This is a genomic window from Undibacterium sp. YM2, assembly GCF_009937975.1.
In the GTDB taxonomy this organism is placed as follows: Bacteria; Pseudomonadota; Gammaproteobacteria; order Burkholderiales; family Burkholderiaceae_D; genus Undibacterium.
Map to the genome: position 1 here is coordinate 527,961 of NZ_AP018441.1, position 20,280 is coordinate 548,240.

At 50.2% G+C, this 20,280-nt stretch carries 18 protein-coding genes; 17 read left to right on the forward strand and 1 reads right to left on the reverse strand.

Features of this window, described 5'->3' with window-relative positions:
• The first annotated feature begins 177 nt into the window (after positions 1-177).
• The 17 genes from UNDYM_RS02530 to UNDYM_RS02610 all read left to right on the forward strand — a co-directional run bounded on the left by UNDYM_RS02530 (position 178) and on the right by UNDYM_RS02610 (position 18,615).
• A complete protein-coding gene (locus tag UNDYM_RS02530; RefSeq protein WP_162039623.1) occupies positions 178-1,482 on the forward strand; it encodes an SPFH domain-containing protein in 1,305 nt (434 codons plus the stop codon).
• Positions 1,483-1,484: 2 nt separating this feature from the next.
• On the forward strand, positions 1,485-2,897 hold the full coding sequence (locus UNDYM_RS02535; RefSeq protein ID WP_370529431.1) for a hypothetical protein: 1,413 nt from the start codon (positions 1,485-1,487) through the stop codon (positions 2,895-2,897).
• A 113-nt stretch (positions 2,898-3,010) separates the two neighbouring features.
• Positions 3,011-3,505 carry a hypothetical protein gene (locus UNDYM_RS02540; protein ID WP_162039624.1) on the forward strand — a complete coding sequence of 165 codons (495 nt, stop codon included), beginning with the start codon at positions 3,011-3,013 and terminating at the stop codon, positions 3,503-3,505.
• A gap of 364 nt (positions 3,506-3,869) precedes the next feature.
• On the forward strand, positions 3,870-5,198 hold the full coding sequence (locus tag UNDYM_RS02545) for an HlyD family secretion protein (RefSeq protein WP_162039625.1): 1,329 nt from the start codon (positions 3,870-3,872) through the stop codon (positions 5,196-5,198).
• A 160-nt stretch (positions 5,199-5,358) separates the two neighbouring features.
• On the forward strand, positions 5,359-5,628 hold the full coding sequence (locus UNDYM_RS02550; RefSeq protein ID WP_162039626.1) for a hypothetical protein: 270 nt from the start codon (positions 5,359-5,361) through the stop codon (positions 5,626-5,628).
• 80 nt (positions 5,629-5,708) lie between these two features.
• Positions 5,709-6,392 (forward strand): hypothetical protein, encoded by a 684-nt coding sequence (locus tag UNDYM_RS02555; RefSeq protein WP_162039627.1) that lies wholly within the window; start codon positions 5,709-5,711, stop codon positions 6,390-6,392.
• 1,007 nt (positions 6,393-7,399) lie between these two features.
• Positions 7,400-7,666, forward strand: a complete 267-nt coding sequence (locus tag UNDYM_RS02560) for a hypothetical protein (protein ID WP_162039628.1) — start codon at positions 7,400-7,402, stop codon at positions 7,664-7,666.
• 72 nt (positions 7,667-7,738) lie between these two features.
• Positions 7,739-8,380 (forward strand): hypothetical protein, encoded by a 642-nt coding sequence (locus UNDYM_RS02565; protein WP_162039629.1) that lies wholly within the window; start codon positions 7,739-7,741, stop codon positions 8,378-8,380.
• A 32-nt stretch (positions 8,381-8,412) separates the two neighbouring features.
• Positions 8,413-10,530: a peptidase domain-containing ABC transporter gene (locus tag UNDYM_RS02570; RefSeq protein WP_162039630.1), complete on the forward strand. Its 2,118-nt coding sequence runs from the start codon at positions 8,413-8,415 to the stop codon at positions 10,528-10,530.
• A 54-nt stretch (positions 10,531-10,584) separates the two neighbouring features.
• A complete protein-coding gene (locus UNDYM_RS02575) occupies positions 10,585-11,379 on the forward strand; it encodes a CPBP family intramembrane glutamic endopeptidase (RefSeq protein WP_162039631.1) in 795 nt (264 codons plus the stop codon).
• 95 nt (positions 11,380-11,474) lie between these two features.
• Positions 11,475-12,722 carry a putative Na+/H+ antiporter gene (locus UNDYM_RS02580; protein ID WP_162044417.1) on the forward strand — a complete coding sequence of 416 codons (1,248 nt, stop codon included), beginning with the start codon at positions 11,475-11,477 and terminating at the stop codon, positions 12,720-12,722.
• A gap of 374 nt (positions 12,723-13,096) precedes the next feature.
• Positions 13,097-14,185 (forward strand): gamma-glutamyl-gamma-aminobutyrate hydrolase family protein, encoded by a 1,089-nt coding sequence (locus UNDYM_RS02585; protein WP_370529432.1) that lies wholly within the window; start codon positions 13,097-13,099, stop codon positions 14,183-14,185.
• A gap of 32 nt (positions 14,186-14,217) precedes the next feature.
• Positions 14,218-15,414: a cation:proton antiporter gene (locus tag UNDYM_RS02590; RefSeq protein ID WP_162039632.1), complete on the forward strand. Its 1,197-nt coding sequence runs from the start codon at positions 14,218-14,220 to the stop codon at positions 15,412-15,414.
• 1 nt (position 15,415) lies between these two features.
• Positions 15,416-16,561, forward strand: coding sequence for a YbdK family carboxylate-amine ligase (locus UNDYM_RS02595; RefSeq protein WP_162039633.1), 1,146 nt, complete (start codon positions 15,416-15,418; stop codon positions 16,559-16,561).
• A 39-nt stretch (positions 16,562-16,600) separates the two neighbouring features.
• Positions 16,601-17,161, forward strand: coding sequence for an HD domain-containing protein (locus UNDYM_RS02600; RefSeq protein ID WP_162039634.1), 561 nt, complete (start codon positions 16,601-16,603; stop codon positions 17,159-17,161).
• Between the two features lie 266 nt (positions 17,162-17,427).
• Positions 17,428-17,970 (forward strand): cysteine hydrolase family protein, encoded by a 543-nt coding sequence (locus UNDYM_RS02605; protein ID WP_162039635.1) that lies wholly within the window; start codon positions 17,428-17,430, stop codon positions 17,968-17,970.
• 177 nt (positions 17,971-18,147) lie between these two features.
• Positions 18,148-18,615: a hypothetical protein gene (locus UNDYM_RS02610; protein ID WP_162039636.1), complete on the forward strand. Its 468-nt coding sequence runs from the start codon at positions 18,148-18,150 to the stop codon at positions 18,613-18,615.
• A gap of 94 nt (positions 18,616-18,709) precedes the next feature.
• Here UNDYM_RS02610 and creD read toward each other — a convergent pair whose 3' ends face one another.
• Positions 18,710-20,137, reverse strand: a complete 1,428-nt coding sequence (gene creD / locus UNDYM_RS02615) for a cell envelope integrity protein CreD (protein WP_162039637.1) — start codon at positions 20,135-20,137, stop codon at positions 18,710-18,712.
• Positions 20,138-20,280 lie beyond the last annotated feature (143 nt).

Here is a 20,280-nt window from a genome sequence, read left to right on the forward strand (position 1 = left end):
TTCACACGCGGCAAGGCTTATTCCAGGCGCGGAATAAATAGCTTGCCACAGTGATATTTCTGCCCCTGCCGCAGCATTGTATGCTCCGTGGCTTGCGGAGCATGATGTGTCTCAGGGAAGCAGGGCAAACGCCACTGCAAGAAATCCTGAAAAAACCACCATCATTGGAGAGCCATCATGTCTGACCGTATCAAATCCCTGGTACAAGCCGTAAGATCCACTCTGTCTTCCGTTTTCAGCACAAGCGCATCGGGAATCAAAGCCGGGGCCAGGGTCACGACAGAATCTGGCATGTTCAGCAAAGTCACTTTCAAGCGCCTGGTAGTGCTGAGTCTGGTAGGTGGTGCCGTGTATGCCATCAGCACCCACCCACCGGTCAAACATATCCCGCGTGGTGACGTGGGTGTGCGTATCAACCAGTTGACCGGTCATGCTGACCAGGTGCGTGACGGTGCACTGATTATCGTACCCGGCCTGCATGAGTTGCGCCTGTTCAGCTTGCAAGACCAGTTATACAAACCCACACGCAGCAGCCGTGCCGATGGTGAAGCACCGTTCCAGTCGGTAGAAGGTTTGTCACTCGGTGTAGACCTGAGCATACGTTATGCGGTCGATCCGACCAAGCTGACCAATATGTCCACCAGCCTGCCAGAGAACATCAATACCGACATCGTTGAACCGGCAGTACAGGGCGTGATCTACAAGGCATTCACCTTGTATACAGTACGCGAGATATTTTCCAGCAAACGTGCAGAAATCCAGAAACAGATAGAAGCTGAATTAAAACCCCGTCTCGCCGCTGACGGCATCATCCTGCGCAGCGTCATGATGGGCAAGGTTGATTTGCCTGCCGACTATAAACGCGGCATGGAGAAACTGCTGGCCGAAGAACTGGAAAGCGAAAAAATGCGCTATACCCTGGAACTGAAAGACAAGCAGGTCAAACAAACTGCGCTGGAAGCTGACGCCGACAAGATCAAGCGCGAGAAAGCCGCTGAGGCAGCAGGCAATGAACAAATCATCGCCGCCAAAGCGCAGGAAGAAGCCATGAAGCACGTTCTTCCCTTCAAGGAAAAACAGATAGAACAACGCAAGTTTGAAGCCGAAGCAGAAAAAATGGCCCGCATCAAAACGTCAGAAGGTACCGCACAAGCCCGCGTCATCGAAGCCCAGGGTGAAGCCGACTCCCGCCGCAAACTGGCCGATGCTGAAGCCTACAGGCAAGACCTGGTCGGCAAGGTCGCCAGCGTGCAGATGGAGAGAGAAGGTGCCCTGCTGAGCAAGCACCCGCTGCTCATACAGAAAACCATGGCCGACAAATTGTCAGACAAAATCTCGGTCATCATCGCACCACCACCAACAGATGGCAGCTTCATTGGTGCGACCTTGCTGGGTAGCGGCAAGAACAACAGGCAAGGCATGCAAAAAGTAGCTACCGAAGCTGAAACAGAAACCACTAACGAAAACAAAGAGAGCCAATAATCATGTTTGCTACCTTAGCTGCTGTAGCCGTGCTCGCTGTCGTCACACAAGACCAGGCACAATTGCGCGCTGCCCCCAAGGACGGCGCGCAACAACAGGCCGTACTCTGGCAGGGTGACAGCCTGGAAATCCGTGGTGAAAAACTCGACTACCTGCAAGTGTATGACCACAGGCGCGAACGTGCAGGCTATATCAAGGCATCGCAAGTGCGCCTGGTCTCCATGCAGCCTGATGATGCACCCGATGCCTTCGCCGTCATCCGCTTCCTGCGTGATACGCCGGGTGCAGAATCCCTTGGCATCAGTTATACCGCGGCGTATTTGAAAGCCGCACCAGCTAGTGCTATCGGTGCAGAAGCCTTTGATGCACTCGGCAGCATGGCAGAGCGCCTGGCCAGACGCGCATCGAGCAAACAGCCCAAGCAAAATGAAGCCACCATTGCCGCCCACCTGGAAGTGGTTGCCAATTACGGCATCAACATCAAAGGCTATGAACGCGAAGGCCGCATGCAACTCTGCTACGACGGCGAAGCCTTTCGCCGCGTGCTGGCCATGAATGCCACACCCGACCAAAAAGCCCGTGCTGCCCTGGCAGTAACCAGACAGGATTGCATAGACCCCACCAAGCGCCCGACCGAGCGCTATGCGCTTGATCAATGGCGTGCCGATGTACTCGACAAGGTCAACACCACCAGCCTGCCCGAGTACCTGAAAAACCGCATGCGCATGCGCAAGGCCAGCGTCTGGTCCAGCATCGCCTTTCAGCGTGCCCGCAAAGGCGAGAAAGCAGATGATGCCGCCAACCGCGCATTGACCGAACTGGCCGCAGTCAATAAAGAAGAATTCGCCGATGAAGATGTATATACATACTCCGACGCCGGTGTACGGGTGGGCACAACACGCTGGGCGGCTGAACCCGCCATCATCCCCAAACCTGGCCTGAACATCATCACCGCACCAGGCCAGCCAGGCGAAACCTGCGTCATGCTGACTGACGCCAAACATGACATCAAAACCCCGCTGGCAAAACGTTGTACCTATAGCGTGGTCTGGCCCGCATCTGCCCGCGCCAATGCACAAAATACTGCACTGACCCTGGCCGTACAACCCATGGAGAACTGGCGTGAACTTTGGTTATTCCACCAGACCAGCCAGGGCTGGATCATCGACATCTTGCCACCAGCGAATAGTGACCCCGATCTTGGCTATGCAGAATTCGCAGGCTGGGTGCCCGGTACCAACAAGATGCTGGTAGCACGCGAAGCCAAAGTCGAAGGCCGTTTCAAGAAGAGCTTTGAAGTCGTCAGCATGGACAGCCTGCAAGTTGAAAACTATGCCGACAAGCCGGGTTCTTTGAGCGTGTTCTACAAGTGGCAAGACCCGGCATGGAAGAGACAGACCATCAGTTTGAGGTGAGATATTTGCAGTGAGCGCGGTGGCAGTAGGCAGTCGTAGTAATCATTAATAGTAATGCAGGCCTTTATTCAAAACGATACTTAAACATTTATATCACTATCAGGAGTTTTGCCATGAATTTCAAATTAGCGTCCGTCGTGCTGTTATTCGCCAACAGCATCGCTTTTGCGCAGGATGTGTCACCCAGGATGCAATTACCTGACTGGGCAAACAAGCAGCTCGATAGCTTGTCCAAGCAAGAATCTATCGAAGTCAACAGCCGCATCAATCCCTTTGTCTGGCGCGGCAATTTTCTGGGTGCTGGCAAGGGCGACCTGGCGGTCCTGGTCAAAGATAGCAAGAGTAATAAAGAGGGCATCGTCTTTTTGTCGCACGGCAAAGCCAAGCCCGTCATCGTCGGTGCAGGGCATGCGATAGGCAACGGTGGTGATGACTTTTCCTGGCTGGAACTTTGGTATGTCGAAGACAAAGGCACTCAGCCGCACAGCTACCATGCCAAATCCGTCAAATTGCACAACGATGGGATCGTGGTAGCGAAAGAAGGCTCCGCCAGCGGCTTGATTTATTTGAAGTCGGGTAAAGCAGTCTGGCAGCAGCAAGGGGATTGATTTTTGCTCGTGTCTTTGAATGAGACCGAAAATTGAAACAAATCCATGGACATCAGAGCGATGTCCAAGGACGGAATGAAGGTTTTTATGACTTGATCGCCACGATTGATTGACGGGCGATCAGGGTAGTTCAGGATAAACAATGTCAAGCGCCCGCGCACGCGGCGCGCGATCCTAGCAGAAAAATATTAAATAGTCTTTAAGCATGCTTAAAATATATTTTTAACTTTGTTTGACATTTCCTGAGGGTTTTCATTTATGCTGTTTCTCATTGCACGGGAGTTAAGTGTTTTTTTGAAATATTGCCGTAGATAAATGAAGATACTTGTAAAATCGCAACAGTTTGCAGTGAATGGGGTGAGTGGTGAGTAAGTCCAGCCCCCTGTTTCGCCCTGAAGTCACAGCAGCATTAGGTAGTCAATGGATGGGTTCCATCCGCCTGGCACAGCCGCTTTCCGCTTCATTGATTGCGATTGTTGCCCTGGTCATTGCTACGGTGTTGATTGCCTACATCACTTTCGGCAGCATCACCAAAAAAGCCCGTGTCACTGGTATTACCGTGCCTGTCGGCGGCCAGCTCAGCGTGGCTGCCCCCAATGCCGGTATCTTGCTGACTACCCATGTCAAGGAAGGCGAGCAAGTCAAAGTCGGGCAAATCCTGTTTACTCTGAGTACAGAGCGCCAGAACAGCCAGGGCGAAATTACCGCCCTGGTCGCCCAGCAACTTGCCAGCCGTGCCGACAGCATGGCCGCAGAACAAAGATTGCGCCAAAGCCAGTATCAGGAAAAAAAGCAGGCCTTGCAACAAAGGCTGGCGAACCTGGCCCAGGAACAGACTCAGTTGGAACAAGAACTGTTGCTTGCCCAGCGCCGCCAGCAACTGGCCCAGCAAAGCGTCGCCAAGTATGAAACCCTGCAAGGTAATGGCTACGTCTCTGCTGCCCAGACCCAGCAAAAGCAGGAAGACCTGCTCGACATCAGCACCCGCCTGAGTACCCTGCAGCGTAACAAAACCCAGTTGCAGGCCAACCAGATCGCCCTGCAATCAGAACTCGATACTTTGGCCAATAGCCTGGCAACTGACCTGACGCAAATAGAAAGAGCCAAGGCCAGCCTTAAGCAAGAAGCCGCAGAAAACGCCAACCGCCAGGCAGTGCAAATTACTGCAACCCAAGCCGGAACTGTGACAGCGCTGACGAACCAGCCAGGGCAAGCCATCAATACCGGGCAAGTACTGGCCAGCCTGATACCTGTTGATGCCAAGACCGCTCATGCAGGCGAGGCAGAAACAGGATCGCTGGAAGCGCATCTGTATGCACCCAGCCGGACAGCGGGTTTTATCCAGCCAGGGCAGGAAGTATTGATACGCTACGCCGCTTTTCCGTATCAAAAGTTTGGCCTGCACAAGGCAACGGTAGTGGATGTCAGCCGCACGCCATTTGCCCCGTCTGAGCTGCCACAGAACCTGGCAACAACGATCCTGAGCAATGCCCAGCAAGCCATCAATGGTTTCAACAGTAATGAAGCGCTGTACCGCATCAAGGTCAGGTTGCATGAGCAAAGCATCAATGCCTATGGGCAGGCACAAATGCTCAAGCCTGGCATGACGCTGGAGGCAGATGTATTACAGGACAGCAGAAAAATTTGGGAGTGGGTGCTGGAGCCAGTGCTGGCGATGAACCCGCGCACCTAGAAGCAAGAACAAGGAATTTCAGAATTCGATGCTGAGTCTGTCAGGAAAACCCAACAGACTCAGCCCGAAATACCGTTCAAGGTGGTCAAGACCCTGAACGGAGCAGTAAAACCATGCCATGAGGCATGGTTCACTTAACCATGTATAGGAGTAACACAAAATGCGTTTGATTTCAAATGAAGAATTGATGGTTGTGGCTGGTGGTGATCTCGAGCCGGATGAGCCGATTCAAACGGTCGAGATATCTAGTCCACGAATGACTGACGAAGAAAAAGCACAATTTGATTATGACGTAAATAGATTTGTCAGCGAAATGGATTCATGTTTAACTGGCAATCCAGTCGCTTGCGCTAGTTTTTTCACCGGAGTAGATTGGCCAGAAATGCCGGACCTCCCAAATCTCATTGATTGGAACAGTTTCGGAAATTAAATCACTTTTTGCTAGTTTTTTAGCTATTGTAAAGTGCGGAAATTATTGTTGAAACAATAATTTCCGTTAGGGAGGAAATTATGATTTTAATCAGTGTTAAAAAAATATCCCGCTTAGTTTTATATCATATTGTAACGTTTTCATTATATTTAATTAGCTCTGCCGCTGTTTCTGCAGAAGTTGCTGAGGATAGATTTATTTTGAATGGCAATATCACACTAAACTCAATAAGCGAACTTCAATCGCGAATTAAGGACGATAAACCACTCCACGCAATTGAGTTTAGAGAGTCGCGAGGATCAAATTCTTCCGCAACAATTATATTGGAGTCATTGTCTGAGATTATTGTAAGCCAGAATTTAAAAACATATGCTCGAGGAAGGTGTGCATCTTCTTGTGCAGAAGCGTTTTTAATGGGTGAAAGAAAAACTTTATTACCATCGAATTCTGAAATGCCCACTCATCTGATGATTCACGCTGCATATAGCGGGCGAAATGGCGAAGTCATTTATGGAGATTCAGAGCGGTCATTTAAAAAAATTGTTGCTCGAAGTGGTGGAAAAATTCAATTGCCCTTATTAGAAAAAGTTTTTGAAACAAAATCACCTAATGGAGGAATTTTTATCTTTCGAGATCCATTTACTACGATTTATGGAAAATATAATATTTTGTTTTGTAAAGGGGATGAAAAATTTGCTCCCCGCACTTGTGAGCCAATCAAAGATTTAACGCTGCAATCTCTCGGCATTTCAATTGAAAACTAAAAATCTTAATTAAGTCGTTTGAATTATCAAGATCATCCACTTAAAGTCGGCTTTTTAACATTCTTCTAGTTGGATAAATTTGGGCTTACTGCCATTGCTTTTTAAGCTTGAAATATCATATTTTTAAAATGTAAAAACAGTAATCCACAACAAATTCAAAATGGTTCTTATCTAGAACTCATTTCATAAATAGGATGAGTGCGAACAAGACGATTTGGGATGCAGTGCAAGGCGTGACCTGCAGCTAAGGCTCATGCCTTAGCAAAGGGTGCAACGCTGCAATGCGCCCAAATCGTCAGTTCCCGGAGGGTTTGCCTCATAACGCGTACCAGACAGCATAAAATTTATTGTCGGTCGCGCCACTATTAACAGCTGCATCCGCATTGCCAAACCGTGTTATGAAGCAAACGCATCTCACCCTATTTATGAAATGAGTTCTAGATATTTCTAATTGATCAAAACTACTTAAAAATTTCCGAGTAATCAGATTCATTTATATAGATGACTTCTAAAAGCTAAGAAATATACTCATGCTGTTCCGATGTCGTTAATATTTAAGGAGATATTTATTGGAAATAAATAATGATTTTCCAAAAATTCAATTTGAACTTTAAAAATATTTTTGTCATTGCTTTTTTAAATGACTATTTTAGTACATGTCCCCATCCTCCAAACGGAATCTAGTGAGAGTGACTTAGTCTATCTCATTATGATGACCAGCCAATTTGTAAAGGTAATTCTTGATTCGATTTAAAGGTGCGATCCTGATGAAATCGTCTCGCTGGATGCGGATGTGCCGTAAGACAAAAGAAAAATTTTGGAATGGGTGCTAGAGCCAATGCTAGCAAGGAAGCAGCGTACGAATTTCAGAATTCGATACTGAGTCTGTCAGTAAAATTCAACTGACTCAGCTCGAAATGCCGTTCAAGGTGGTCAAGACCCTGATCGGAGCAGCAACGCCATGCCACGAGGCATGGTTCACTTAACCATGTAAGGAATGATACAAAATGCGTATGATTACAAATGAAGAGTTGTTGGTTGTGGCTGGAGGAGATCTTGAGCCAGATGAACCTATTCAGACAGTTGAGATATCTAGCCCTCGTATGACAGATCAAGAAAAAGCTGATTTCGATAATGAAATAGGCACACTTATCGATATTTGCACACCAACAGATGTTCCAGATTGTTTGGAAAAATTTTTAAATACGATCCCGCAATCAGGAGAAACTACTAATACCGACGAGTGGAATCACTGGGTTATTTTTGGAAATTAATTCTCTAATTAATTTGTAGAAAAGTTAGGAGTTAGCTCAGCGCTAGCTCCTACTAACAGAACTCGAGAAGAAATGATCACAAATTATCTAAATAAACTCACAAAGTTTGCAGTGGTTACAATTCTTTGTGGAATTTCGCTTACCTGCGCAGCTGATGCGAATAGGTACATTTGGGAGGGAGATATCTCTGAGGACAATCACAAAAAATTTCAAGCGGAAATAAAGAATAACGCCTCTCTCAATGAACTTGAATTTAAAAATTCTCGTGGTGCTCCAAAAATGGCAGGCATACTTACCGATGCTATTGCTGGTGAGATTGAGTCCAGAAAACTGCAAGTATTTTTGCGAGGGCAATGTGCCTCTGCATGTGCAAACATCGTTCTATTAAGTGCTAAAAGAACTTTATTACCTTCCATTAATGGAGTACGCACGCATTTATTTTTGCATGTCGCAAGAGCATCAGGAAGTGGCGAAATAAACTACGGGTTTACCGAAAAAATTAATAAAAAATCATCGCGACTAGTAAGGGGAAATTCCCTCTTGAAATACTCGACGAGATGTTTGATGCAAAAAAAGCTCAGGGTGGCATATATATTTTTCGTGAACGTATATCTACAAGTCAAGGTGATGCTTTTGTTCTTTTTTGCGCAGGTGATGAGAGCCCATTCTTTACAGCATGTAGGCCTTTTAAGAATGTTCATCCGCAAGACTTAGGTATTGCGATTGGCGAATAAAACGTAAATCTAATGACTCCCATCCTTCAAACCGAATCCAGCGAATGCGGTCTTGCCTGCCTCGCCATGGTTGCCAGTCACTTTGGCTATCACACTGATCTGGCTGACCTGCGCCGTCAGTTCTCGATCAGTCTTAAAGGTGCGACCCTCGCGCAGTTGATGCGGCATGCGTCTTCCATGCAATTGAACAGCCGCCCACTGCGCCTTGAGCTGAATGAGATCGATCAACTGGCCTTGCCCTGTATCCTGCACTGGAACCTGAATCACTTCGTGGTGCTCAAAGCCGTGCGCAAGGACTGGCGTGGCAAGGTCACTCTGGTCTTGCTTGACCCGGCAGTCGGAGAAAGACGGGTACCGCTGGAGGAAGCGTCCAGTCACTTTACCGGTGTAGCACTGGAGCTGGCACCCAGCCCCTCATTCAAACCCAAGGAAGAAAAAAAACAAGTTGCCCTGCGCGATTTGACTGGCCATATCGTCGGCCTGCGCTCTGCCATCGTCAAGGTATTGGCACTGGCTTTGGCGCTGGAGATATTTGCCATCTGCGCGCCGCTATTCAATCAGTTCGTCATTGACGAAGTCATCGTCAGTGGTGACAAAGAATTACTGGTCGTGCTGGTGTTTGGTTTTGCGTTGTTGATGATCACCCAGAATGCCATAGGCCTCGCGCGTAGTTGGTTTTTGATGCGCTGGAGCATGGATATCAGCCTGCAATGGTCAGCACGTGTATTTGCCCACCTGGTGCGTTTGCCGGTTTCTTATTTTGAAAAGCGTCATCTTGGTGATGTGGTGTCGCGCTTTGGTTCCATAGGGTCTATACAAAGTACCCTGACGTCCATGTTTGTCGAGAGCGCACTCGATGGCCTGATGGCCGTGCTGGCCCTGGTCATGATGCTGGTGTATAGCGTCAAGCTCAGCATGCTGGTATTGGGTGCTGTGGCTCTGTATGCGGGTTTGCGCTGGGCCTTCTATCAACCTTTTCGTGAAGCATCACAAGAGCGGCTGATCTTGTCTTCCAAAGAAAGTAGTCATTTCCTGGAAACCATGCGTGCCGTCACGCCCCTGAAACTGTTTGGTCGTGAGACTGAACGTCTGTCCCGCTGGCAAAACCTGAAGATCGATGTACAAAACCGCGATATCAAGACGCAAAAGCTGTCCATTATCTTCAAGGTCAGCAATACCCTGATCTTTGGTATACAGGGTCTGGCCCTGTTTTATGTCGGTGCCGGCCAGGTCATGCAAAATACCTTGACGGTGGGTATGCTGATGGCCTTCTCCAGCTATGCCGGTACTTTTACTGGCCGTATTTCCAGCCTCATTGATGTGTTCATCAGTTACCGCATGCTGAGCCTGCATAGCGAAAGGTTGGCAGACATCGTGCTGGAAGAAGCCGAGGCAGAAACTGCCATCGAAACCGATATCTCACGCATCAAGGCCGTTATTACCCTCAAGAATATCAAGTTCCGCTATGCCGAAGGTGAACCCTGGGTGTTGAGCGATGTGAACCTGACCATACCTGCCGGGCAAAGCATCGCCCTGGTTGGGCCAAGTGGTTGTGGCAAGACAACCTTGTGCAAGATCATTTTGGGTTTGTTGAAACCAACAGAAGGTGAAGTGCTGATCGATGATATCCCCATCACCCAGCTAGGCATCAAAACTTACCGCCAACTGGTGGGCACGGTCATGCAGGAAGATGTCTTGCTGGCCGGTTCCATCATGGACAATATCGCTTTCTTCGACAGCCATTGTGACCAGGCCAGAGTGGAAGAATGTGCGATGCTGGCAGCCATTCATGAAGAAATCAGCAAGATGCCCATGGGTTACCAAACCCTGGTAGGTGATATGGGCAGCAGCCTGTCTGGCGGGCAAAAGCAGCGTGTATTGCTGGCCAGGGCCTTGTACAAGCAACCCAAGGTATTGGCACTCGATGAAGCGACCAGTCATCTGGATGTGAACAATGAACACAAGGTCAATCAGGCGCTTGGCAATTTGCAACTGACGCGCATCATGGTGGCGCACCGGCCTGAGACCATCAATACGGCTGAGCGGGTGGTGTCTATCCAGGACGGGGCTGTTGTTGAAGTGCGGGCTGCTGTTGCGAAAGAAGATGTGGCGGGTTTGAAGCTGGCTTAATGGATTTCCATAAAATTTCATTATTTTTCAAAGTTACTCCATTCATGAAGAAAAATGCTTACTGAATCAGGTATAGAACCTAGGTCATTCACTAAAATAGAGAAATTAATTTTTCTGTCGGGCCTGTCAAGTATATTGATTCTTAGAATAATTCTAGCCTCTTACAGTATTGAAGAAATGCCGCTCGCAGGTGCAAACTTACTCATGGCTTTTGACGTCATTGTGTTCGCACTCATTTTGAAAAAATGTAACCTCGGTAAATCTTTCATAGTTGAATGTGTATTGGTGACAGCGTATATATTCCTGTTTGGATTTCTGCTATCTACTTTGGTCAATTTGCCAGAGCTATTCGTCGCATTGGAAAAACTGTTCACACTGAAATTACTAGTCACTGTCGCTGCGTTGGCATTGGCTGCAGGGATACTGGAAGAACTATTGTTCAGAAAGATCTTGATCGACTTCTTCTTGAAAGGCATGTCGCTTAAATGGGCAGTCTTCTGGAGCTCATTCGCTTTCTTTTTTGCGCACTTTACCTTCAACCCTTTTATGTTTCTCGCGGCAGTGGCATACGCATATATGGCATTGCGCTTCAGATCTTTAGTTGCTGTTATTTTATTGCATGGCTTGTACGACTTTTCCGGTTTTCTTAGCATGGTAAATGTGATTCAGCAGCTTCACCTCAAGAATTCCCCACCTGTATCCGATTTGCTGAGAGGAGTTAATGGCCTTTGCGATATGGCTCTAGTTTTTACGGTGTTTCTTTTCTACGTGAGTACCTGGATAGTAAAAAATTTCAAAACAAGGCATACAAAATATACCCAAAAATGGAAAGTAATATTTGATGATTGACTGGATTTTTTAAGTCGATAGCATATCGTTTTAGCTCGTAAGCACGCTCACGCTCGTGTAATATATATGTCTGTATTCACGCGGGAATGAGCATGATGAACCTGATGGAAACCCTGGGGGCAGTGATTTTTGGCCTGGCCCTGTTGCATACTTTCAGCGCCAAGTTTTTTGAAGTACTGGCGCACCGCAATAGCAGACATGCGGGCCTGTTTCACCTGCTGGGTGAAGTCGAAGTCGTGTTTGGCTTCTGGGCTTTTGTGCTCATCGTCGTCATGGCGCTGGTGTCTGGCGGTGATGCCGCCGTGGCCTATGCCGAGTCGCGTCAATATACCGAACCCCTGTTTGTCTTTGTTGTCATGGTGGTCGCTGCATCGCGCCCTGTGCTGGAGATCGTTGGCCGTGTGCTCAGGGGACTGGCGCGTTTCACGCCTGTGCCTGATGCGCTGGCGATGGTGTGGTTTGGCCTGGCAGTCGTACCTTTGCTGGGCTCATTGATTACCGAGCCAGCGGCGATGACCCTGGCTGCCCTGATGCTGGCGCCAAGAATCTTTAGACAGGGCATGCCAGAGTGGCTCAAGTATGCTGCGCTGGGTGTGCTGTTCGTCAATGTCTCCGTAGGTGGTACGCTGACTTCTTTCGCCGCGCCGCCAGTGCTGATGGTGGCCTCTGCCTGGCAATGGGATAGCGCTTTCATGCTGGCCACTTTTGGCTGGAAGGCTGCTGTTGCCGTGTTGTTCAATGCCAGCGTGATTACACTGCTTTTGCGCAAGCACTTACCAGCACAGAGTGCAGCAGATAGCACGCAAGTGCAGGCAGTGCCACTGATCGTTAGCCTGGTACATCTGGCTTTTCTGGCGGGCGTTGTCCTGTTTGCACATCACCCTGTATTCTTCCTGGGTTTGTTTCTATTCTTTATGGGGTACACCCAGGCATACGAACGTTATCAAAGCCCATTGATTTTGAAAGAGGGTTTGCTGGTTGGTTTCTTTCTTGCTGGTCTGGTAGTGCTGGGCGGCATGCAGCAATGGTGGTTGCAACCCATCGTCTCCAGCCTGCAACCGCATACCCTGTTTTTTGCAGCGCTCGGTCTGACGGCGATTACCGATAATGCGGCACTGACTTATTTGGGTTCATTGATCGTAGGCCTCAGTGAACAGGCAAAATACCTGCTGGTCGCCGGTGCAGTCGCTGGTGGTGGGCTCACCGTCATCGCCAATGCCCCCAATCCTGCAGGCGTGGCTTTATTGCGGCGTGGCTTCAATGATGAATCGATAGGCGCTGTTGGTTTACTGCTGGGTGCCCTGCCGCCAACGCTGGTAGCGGCCTTGATGTTTTTGCTGTGATGCGTGATGTGAAGCTTGCTTGAGCCTGTAGCTGGCAGTCTATTTCAAAACTTCGGATTTGAACTATACTGAAAGGGACTTACGCAAAATTGTCCCAGCAAGACGCAGCGACGAAGACAGTACTTTTATAGTACGGCCAGGAGCTGCAACGCAGCTGGGGCGGTTTTGCGTAAGTCCCGCTGAAAAAGTCTTAATGTATAAATCAGCTTGCCTCTGCTTTATCGATGGAAGCACTGCTGAGTAGGCGTAGTCTGACAGACTCAGGCCGCTCAAGCGTGTAGTATCTTCACTGTCACGGCATGACGATGTTTTCTTCATGAATATGCAGACAGGTATGCCTTGATTTTCACCTTTATCAGCGATGGATGCATGCCATGCCGGATGAGAAAAATGATCAAGCACAACAAAACACCCCGCACTCAGGAATAGTGCCGCCTGCTGGTGGAATTGATTCGCCCGCAAATCTGCCAGCAAATACAGCATCAGGCAATCAGGCAGAGCAGGCCACGATGTCCCCGTCTGCCATCACGGTGACACAGGCTGCAACTGCGGCCAAAGAACCGGCTGACAGGCAAGCCCCATCTACTTACCTGGCAGACGAATCACCCTGGCGCACGATGATACGTGTCATTACTGCGCGCCTGCGGGCTACCTCCATGCGCACCGCCAAGGGCATTACCCAGCGTACCCTGAAGATAGGAGTGTCTGCCCGCATCTTCCATCCACAGACGGGTGCCAAAGGTTTGTCGAGCAAGACCCTGCAGTATCTGGAAGAATCTATCGCCCAATGGGTCATGGCGCGTGATGTGATGGTGTTCATGATCCCTTCCGTCAATACCAATGGTCTGATACGGCCCAGCAATATACGCTTGCGTGACTACGCCAGGCATCTTGATGGCCTGGTCTTGCAGGGTGGTGCCGATGTCGCACCTGAGAGTTACTCACAACAATCGACCCGCCCTGAGTGGAATGGTGACCGTACGCGCGATATGTATGAACTGGAGTTGTTGCATGAATTTATCGAGGCAGACAAACCGCTGCTCGGTATCTGCCGAGGTTGCCAGTTATTGAATGTAGCTTTTGGTGGCAGCCTGTATCAGGATATCGTCACTGAAGTGCCTGGTGCCATTGCCCACGTGAATGACCTGTACGACCAGCATGGCCATGAACTGCAATTTACGCCGCAATCCTCACTGGCAGCTTTGTTCCCGCCCGGCGTTGTTGCCAAAGTTAACTCCATCCACCATCAATCGATCAAGAACCTGGGCAGGGATATCAAGGTAGAGGCCATTTCACCTGCAGACAACATCGTTGAAGCCATACGCTACCAAAAAGCCAAATTTGTCGTGGGCCTGCAATGGCATCCTGAATTTCATTTGACTGGGCAGAGTGGCCTGCTCGATTGCACCCCATACTGGACAGCTTCTTGCGCGCTGCCCGGGAAACCCGATTCTAAATTTTAAAAATAATAGCCCGGCCCGGCGAAGGAGACAGCATGACCGAGTTTTCCATCAATATCAGCCAGATGGCCTGGCCCTGCGTGCTTGCGCTGGCCTGGCTGCTTGGGGACATCCTCAATCGTGTCTTGCATCTGCCACGCATCAGTGTTTATGCACTGACGGGCTTTGTGCTGGTGAACCTGTTCCCGGATTACCTGTCACCACTCGATAACCATAGCCTGGTGCTGCTGGCCAATATTGCCTTTGGCTTGATGCTGTTTGAATTTGCCTACCGCATCAACTTGCGCTGGCTGAGTCTCAACCCATGGGTCGCGGTGACGGGGTTGCTGGAAGCCGGGGCCACCTTCGCAGCCGTGTATTGCGTCGCCCTATGGTATGGCAGTACGCAACTGATGTCACTATCGCTGGCCGCACTGGCAATGTCGTCTTCCCCCGCTGCCGTACTGCGCGTGATTAACGAGCAACGCAGTTCTGGCCAGGTCAGTGAACGTATCCTGCACCTGACGGCGATCAATTCTGTGCTGGCAGTTTTTGCTTTCAAACTCATCCTGGTATATGGGGTCATGCAGGCACCCGGCGATCTTCTCAAAGCCTCGGCACAGAGCTTGCAGGTGATGCTGGTGGCCTGCGCATCCGTGCTGGCGGGGACGGTATTCGGTATCGTGCTGCCCACTATATTGCGCTGGCGTGGCAGACAGGCGCAAGACAGCACTCTGGGCTTTGCCTTTGCTGTCATCGTGCTGGTGGCGCTGACCCATGCAACAGGTCTATCACCAATACTGGCAACCCTGAGCTTTGGCCTGGTTGCCAGACACAGGCGCATCAGTCTGGGCCGCACGCAAAGAAACTTTGGCGTACTTGGTGAATTGCTGGCGGTAGTGCTGTTTGTGTTTGCCGCATCCACGCTGGCGTTTTCACAGGTACTGGCCGGCGTCATGCTGGGCGGCCTGCTACTGGTCATGCGCCTGGGTAGCAAGATTATCGTGACTACTTTGCTGGCACCAGTCAGCGGCATTTCCATGCGCAAGGGCATGCTCAGCGGCCTGGGATTGGCGCCGGTGTCTGTCTTTCTGATCCTCAATCTTGAGCAGCCCAACAAGCTGGGCATGGCCATGACGAATGAATGGTATGCCCTCGTCGCCATGACCCTGATACTGGAAATTGCCGGGCCCATCCTGACCCACCTGGCCCTGTTTGCCGCTAAAGAAACACCAGAAGAAATGGAGCAATAAGATGCCACTCGGAGAATTCATGCATTCTGACGCTCTCTCCATGGGCGTAGAACTTGAGCTGCAACTGGTAAACCTGTCTGACTTTGATCTGACGGCTGCCAGCCCCGATCTCTTGCACCTGCTGGCGAAGCGGCCTTTTCCCGGCAATGTCACGCCAGAGATCACCCAGAGCATGATAGAAATCTGCACTGACGTACAAACCAGATATACCGGTGTATTGGGCCAACTGACCGAGATCCGCGACACCCTCGTGCGCGCTGCCGATATTCTCAACATAGGCATCTGTGGTGGTGGTACCCATCCTTTCCAGAAATGGACAGACCGCAAAATATTCTCCAAGCCACGCTTTGCCGAAGTGTCGGCCCTTTATGGTTACCTGGCCAAGCAGTTCACCATCTTTGGCCAGCATGTGCACATAGGCTGCACCTCAGGTGACGATGCCATGTTCCTGCTGCACGCACTGAACCGCTATGTGCCGCATTTCATCGCCCTGTCTGCTTCTTCACCATATGTGCAGGGTGGGGATACCCTGTTCAATTCTGCCCGTCTCAATTCCGTGTATGCCTTCCCCTTGTCCGGGCGCGCTCCATTCTTACTGAGCTGGGATGAGTTCGCCAACAGCTACTTCAGCAAGATGGAAAAAACCGGCGTCGTCAAAAGCATGAAGGATTTTTACTGGGACATACGCCCCAAGCCAGAGTACGGCACCATAGAACTGCGCGTCTGCGATACCCCGCTGAACGTGGAAAGAGCCGCCGCCCTGGCTGCCTATCTGCAAGTCCTGTGCTCCTATCTGCTGGAAAGACGCGAAGCAGCGCCAGAAGAAGACGATTACCTCGTCTATAACTACAACCGCTTCCAGGCCTGCCGCTTTGGCTTTGACGGTGTCACCGTGCATCCCAAGACCTATGAGAGCAGCATCTTGCGCGAAGACATACTCGCTACTCTCAACAGGCTCAAACCCCATGCAGAAACCCTCGATGCACAAGCCGCACTGACACACCTGAGTGAAGTGGCCCGTACCGGCAACGACGCCCAATACCTGCGCCAGCAATACCAGGAAAGCGGCAGCCCCGAAGGCATGGTACATTCCGCGATACACATGTTCCGCGACCGCAGGCGCCGTACCAGGTGGGTAGCGATGTGAGGGCTGTCTGTGGTCAGTCATCAATATGAAAGGAGAAAAATGAATAACTGGACGCCGGACATCTACGAAAAAGCCTGGTCGTTTTCATCGCGCCAGCATAGCGGGCAAACCTATGGTGGCAGGGTTGAAGGTGAACGTATCGAGTACATCAACCACATCGCTAGCGTGGCCATGGAAGTGATCTGGGCATTGCAAGCCAATACCAATGCCGATGGCGCGCTTGCCGTGCAATGTGCCTTGTTGCATGACACCATAGAAGACACCAGCGCCAGCTATGAATTATTGCAGCAGGAATTTGGTCTGGCCGTGGCCGACGGTGTGCAGGCCCTTTCCAAAAACACGGCTCTGCCGACCAAGGCAGAGCAAATGCGCGACAGCCTGGACCGAATACGCCAGCAACCGGCAGAGATATGGATGGTCAAGATGGCTGACCGCATCACCAATCTGTATCACCCGCCGCACTACTGGAATAATGAAAAGATACTCGCGTATCGCGATGAGGCCCAGCTCATTCATGATGAATTGCTGACTGCCGATTTTGGCCTGGCACAGCGCCTGCAGGCAAAGATCAATGCCTATCCGCAGTTTCTGAAGAAATGATTTTTCTGAACTTGACTATTGCTTTCGCAGAAACTACACTCGTTCGCATGACATTTCAATTGACCACCACGACAGTCTCTACCATCACCACGACTACTGCGATTACCATCGGTAGTAGCGGGGTAGGCTGGCGTCCGGCTTGATAGCGTCATCACCGGTAGTGAAAGCTGCCTGAAATAGCAAACCCCGCCAGCGATGAGCGGGGTTTTTTCTTGCCTGTACGCGGGCAATTTATCCATGCAGAAATGCGCAAAGGAGTCTCAAAGATGGTGCAACATTCGTATGCAAACCCGGCCGTGCTGGTCATAGATATGCAGGTAGGCTTGTTCCATGGTGGGCGCGTTATCCATGCAGCAGAGCAGGTGCTGGACAATGTCAGGCGCGTGCTGGTCAAGGCACATGCCGCCAGCGTGCCGGTATTTGCCGTGCGCCACACTGGTCCGCAGGGTTCACCGATAGAAGCTGGCAGTGCCAACTGGCAATTCATGCCTGAGCTGGGCATCGATTTGGAAGGCGATACCGTATTTGAAAAGACCCGGCCCAGTTGTTTTGCAGGGACGGATTTATTGCAGCAATTGCGCGCAAAAGGCATACAGGAACTGATCATTTGCGGGCTTAAAACCCAGTACTGCATAGACAGCAATTGCCGCGCTGCCAGTGAGCTGGGTTTCAAGGTGATCCTCGTGGAAGATGCACATAGTTGCAATGACACCGAATTGCTGCCTGCCAGCACCATCATCGCCCACCATAATGCGACCCTGAATGGGTTGTTTGCCAGCCTGATCAAGACTGAGGATCTGCGTTTTTAATTCTGCCAGGCAAGAAGGCTGCCAGTCGCATGCATTTGATGTCGGCGACTGGCAGCCATTGTTGATTGAAATTGTAAAAAACTCAATTCAGACTAGAATGGCTATGGTCTGGCTGCTTATACCTGGCCTGGTGAATACGGTTGAACTGCATTTCAAATCCTGAACACGGGGGCAAGAATGAAATTACTGCGATTTTATATCGAAGTGGGCGGAGAAGAATTTGATGCCGACGGCTTTGCCCTGGCCGCAGATAACAAAGGGCTTGATGGTGCAGTCTCGCTCATCAGTAACAATAGCAAGACACTCAAGCGCTGGGGTGAAGATGCGCAGGTGACGATTCATCTGGCAGGCCCGGCGCAGCCAGACAGCAATGGCGGGGCCAGGCAATGGTGTACCGGCCTGCTGGAATGTGCCAGCGAATCAGAAACAAACTTGCCTGCATGGCTGGCAGAAGAAGCGCAACTGCTGGATTTTTTGGAGCAGGTCAAATACAAATTACCTGCTGTTGCCGACTATTGCGATGGCGAGTACTTCATCCTGCTCAGGCTTGTTTATGCCACTTCAGGCGCAGGCCTGCATTATTCAGAAACCCTGGTGCGCAGCCTGGCCGAGATAAATGCCGGGCTGACGATAGACCACGCATGAAAAAATAGAACCTTGCCTGCAAATTTGAAGCTGACAAGGTTCGGGTTATTTCTGAGTATTTCTGGATATTATACTAACCCAGCTAATTTACTGATCAGGCATGATCAAACGCTCTGTCTGTAGCAGGCTTGCCGAGATTGTACCAATCGACCTTGCGGGTCGCCAGCATGATGCCAGACAGGACAGCAAACAGCAGCAGGCTACCCATCATCATGGCATTGTTTTCTGAACTCAGCAGACCAAACAGGATGCCGTACAAGATCGTCAATGCCACGCCAAAACCCAGGCCGCGCTTCCAGTTATGCAGCACATTGGCCAGGTAAATACCGATGAGCAAGATGCAGGCGGCACTGGCCGTCAGATAGGCCAGCACGAAGCTGATTTTTTCCGACAGGCTGACCAGCAGCAAGAAGAAAATCACCAGCGCCAGGCCCACCAGGGTGTATTGCACAGGGTGGATAGGCAGTTGCTTCAAGACCTCGAACAAAAAGAAGGCGGCAAAGGTCAGGGCGACGAACATCAGGCCATATTTGACGGCGCGGTCAGCCTGCGTATAGATGTTGACGGGTTCGATGTAAGAGACACTGAATATATCGATAGGAGAAGCAGATGAGCTGGGGCTGCCATCGTCATTCAGGTTTGTGCCACTTGCTACTTTGACTGCGCTCCCGGCATTTTCGAGTTTGGTCATTTGTTGCTGGGCGTTGCTGGACAGCGAAGAAATATTCCAGGTAGCGCTGATACCCTTTTCATCATTGGTTCGGCCTTTGGGCGAAGGCAGGAAACGGCCACTGTATTGCACATGCTGCCAGTTCGAAGACAGCTTTACCTGATTGTTTTTTGCCAGTGGAGCAAAGCTCAGTTTTTCTATGCCATCCACATCCAGGTCTATCTTGAATTTGACTTGTTTTGCGCTCGCCAGATCAACATCATCCAGGCCCGCATGAATGCCGCGCTGGAAAGCGCTGAGGCCGCTACCCTGTTTGAATTCTATCGCCTGTTCACCCCATTTGAGCATGGGGAAATTTTGTAAGCCACGGGTATCACTAAGGCCCATGGATATATAAGGTTTTTCTGCGAGTGTGATGACAGCTTTGGGATTATCCTTTTGTACCATGTTCGATAGTTCAGGCAGCATGAAGTCACCCGTTATTTTATGATGCCCGGTATACACCAGCACTTTATGGATGCCGCGATAACGCTGGTCAGTATCGATATTGCCTATGACCTGCATTTCATTCGGATAGATATAGTGTTTTCTATTGGCCGACAACTGGCGACGCACGGTTTTATTGAGCGTCGCATCAAAACTCTCATCTTCCCAGGTTTCGGTGTAAGGCACGACCAGCACGGGGCCAACGATGACCTGCTCACTGACAGAATCAGCCGTGATACTGCGCACCGCCTCTTCGCGGTAATGCATACGCTCCCAGATCGTGGCTTGTATCATGCCCAGCGGCACATACAGCAAAATGGCCAGCAGGCCGACGATCGCGATTTTGAATAACAGACTTCTTTGCATGACAGGCTCCGGTAATGACGAAGCTTGTAATGTAAAAAAGGAATGTGCGAGGATGATGTGGTTTGTGTGAAGTGGGGTGTTTCTTTGTTGTCGGGCTTGGCGTAGGTTGGGTCATACCTCGGTGTTCTGTAGATTGGGCCGGG

What these genes read in the sequence shown, in the direction of transcription:
- UNDYM_RS02590 (WP_162039632.1), top strand. Translation starts at nt 14,218, where the DNA reads ATGACCGAGTTTTCCATCAATATCAGCCAGATGGCCTGGCCCTGCGTG.
- UNDYM_RS02530 (WP_162039623.1), top strand. Translation starts at nt 178, where the DNA reads ATGTCTGACCGTATCAAATCCCTGGTACAAGCCGTAAGATCCACTCTG.
- UNDYM_RS02610 (WP_162039636.1), top strand. Translation starts at nt 18,148, where the DNA reads ATGAAATTACTGCGATTTTATATCGAAGTGGGCGGAGAAGAATTTGAT.
- UNDYM_RS02575 (WP_162039631.1), top strand. Translation starts at nt 10,585, where the DNA reads ATGCTTACTGAATCAGGTATAGAACCTAGGTCATTCACTAAAATAGAG.
- UNDYM_RS02555 (WP_162039627.1), top strand. Translation starts at nt 5,709, where the DNA reads ATGATTTTAATCAGTGTTAAAAAAATATCCCGCTTAGTTTTATATCAT.
- UNDYM_RS02560 (WP_162039628.1), top strand. Translation starts at nt 7,400, where the DNA reads ATGCGTATGATTACAAATGAAGAGTTGTTGGTTGTGGCTGGAGGAGAT.
- UNDYM_RS02580 (WP_162044417.1), top strand. Translation starts at nt 11,475, where the DNA reads ATGAACCTGATGGAAACCCTGGGGGCAGTGATTTTTGGCCTGGCCCTG.
- UNDYM_RS02595 (WP_162039633.1), top strand. Translation starts at nt 15,416, where the DNA reads ATGCCACTCGGAGAATTCATGCATTCTGACGCTCTCTCCATGGGCGTA.
- creD (WP_162039637.1), bottom strand. Translation starts at nt 20,137, where the DNA reads ATGCAAAGAAGTCTGTTATTCAAAATCGCGATCGTCGGCCTGCTGGCC.
- UNDYM_RS02535 (WP_370529431.1), top strand. Translation starts at nt 1,485, where the DNA reads ATGTTTGCTACCTTAGCTGCTGTAGCCGTGCTCGCTGTCGTCACACAA.
- UNDYM_RS02605 (WP_162039635.1), top strand. Translation starts at nt 17,428, where the DNA reads ATGGTGCAACATTCGTATGCAAACCCGGCCGTGCTGGTCATAGATATG.
- UNDYM_RS02600 (WP_162039634.1), top strand. Translation starts at nt 16,601, where the DNA reads ATGAATAACTGGACGCCGGACATCTACGAAAAAGCCTGGTCGTTTTCA.
- UNDYM_RS02585 (WP_370529432.1), top strand. Translation starts at nt 13,097, where the DNA reads ATGCCGGATGAGAAAAATGATCAAGCACAACAAAACACCCCGCACTCA.
- UNDYM_RS02565 (WP_162039629.1), top strand. Translation starts at nt 7,739, where the DNA reads ATGATCACAAATTATCTAAATAAACTCACAAAGTTTGCAGTGGTTACA.
- UNDYM_RS02550 (WP_162039626.1), top strand. Translation starts at nt 5,359, where the DNA reads ATGCGTTTGATTTCAAATGAAGAATTGATGGTTGTGGCTGGTGGTGAT.
- UNDYM_RS02570 (WP_162039630.1), top strand. Translation starts at nt 8,413, where the DNA reads ATGACTCCCATCCTTCAAACCGAATCCAGCGAATGCGGTCTTGCCTGC.
- UNDYM_RS02540 (WP_162039624.1), top strand. Translation starts at nt 3,011, where the DNA reads ATGAATTTCAAATTAGCGTCCGTCGTGCTGTTATTCGCCAACAGCATC.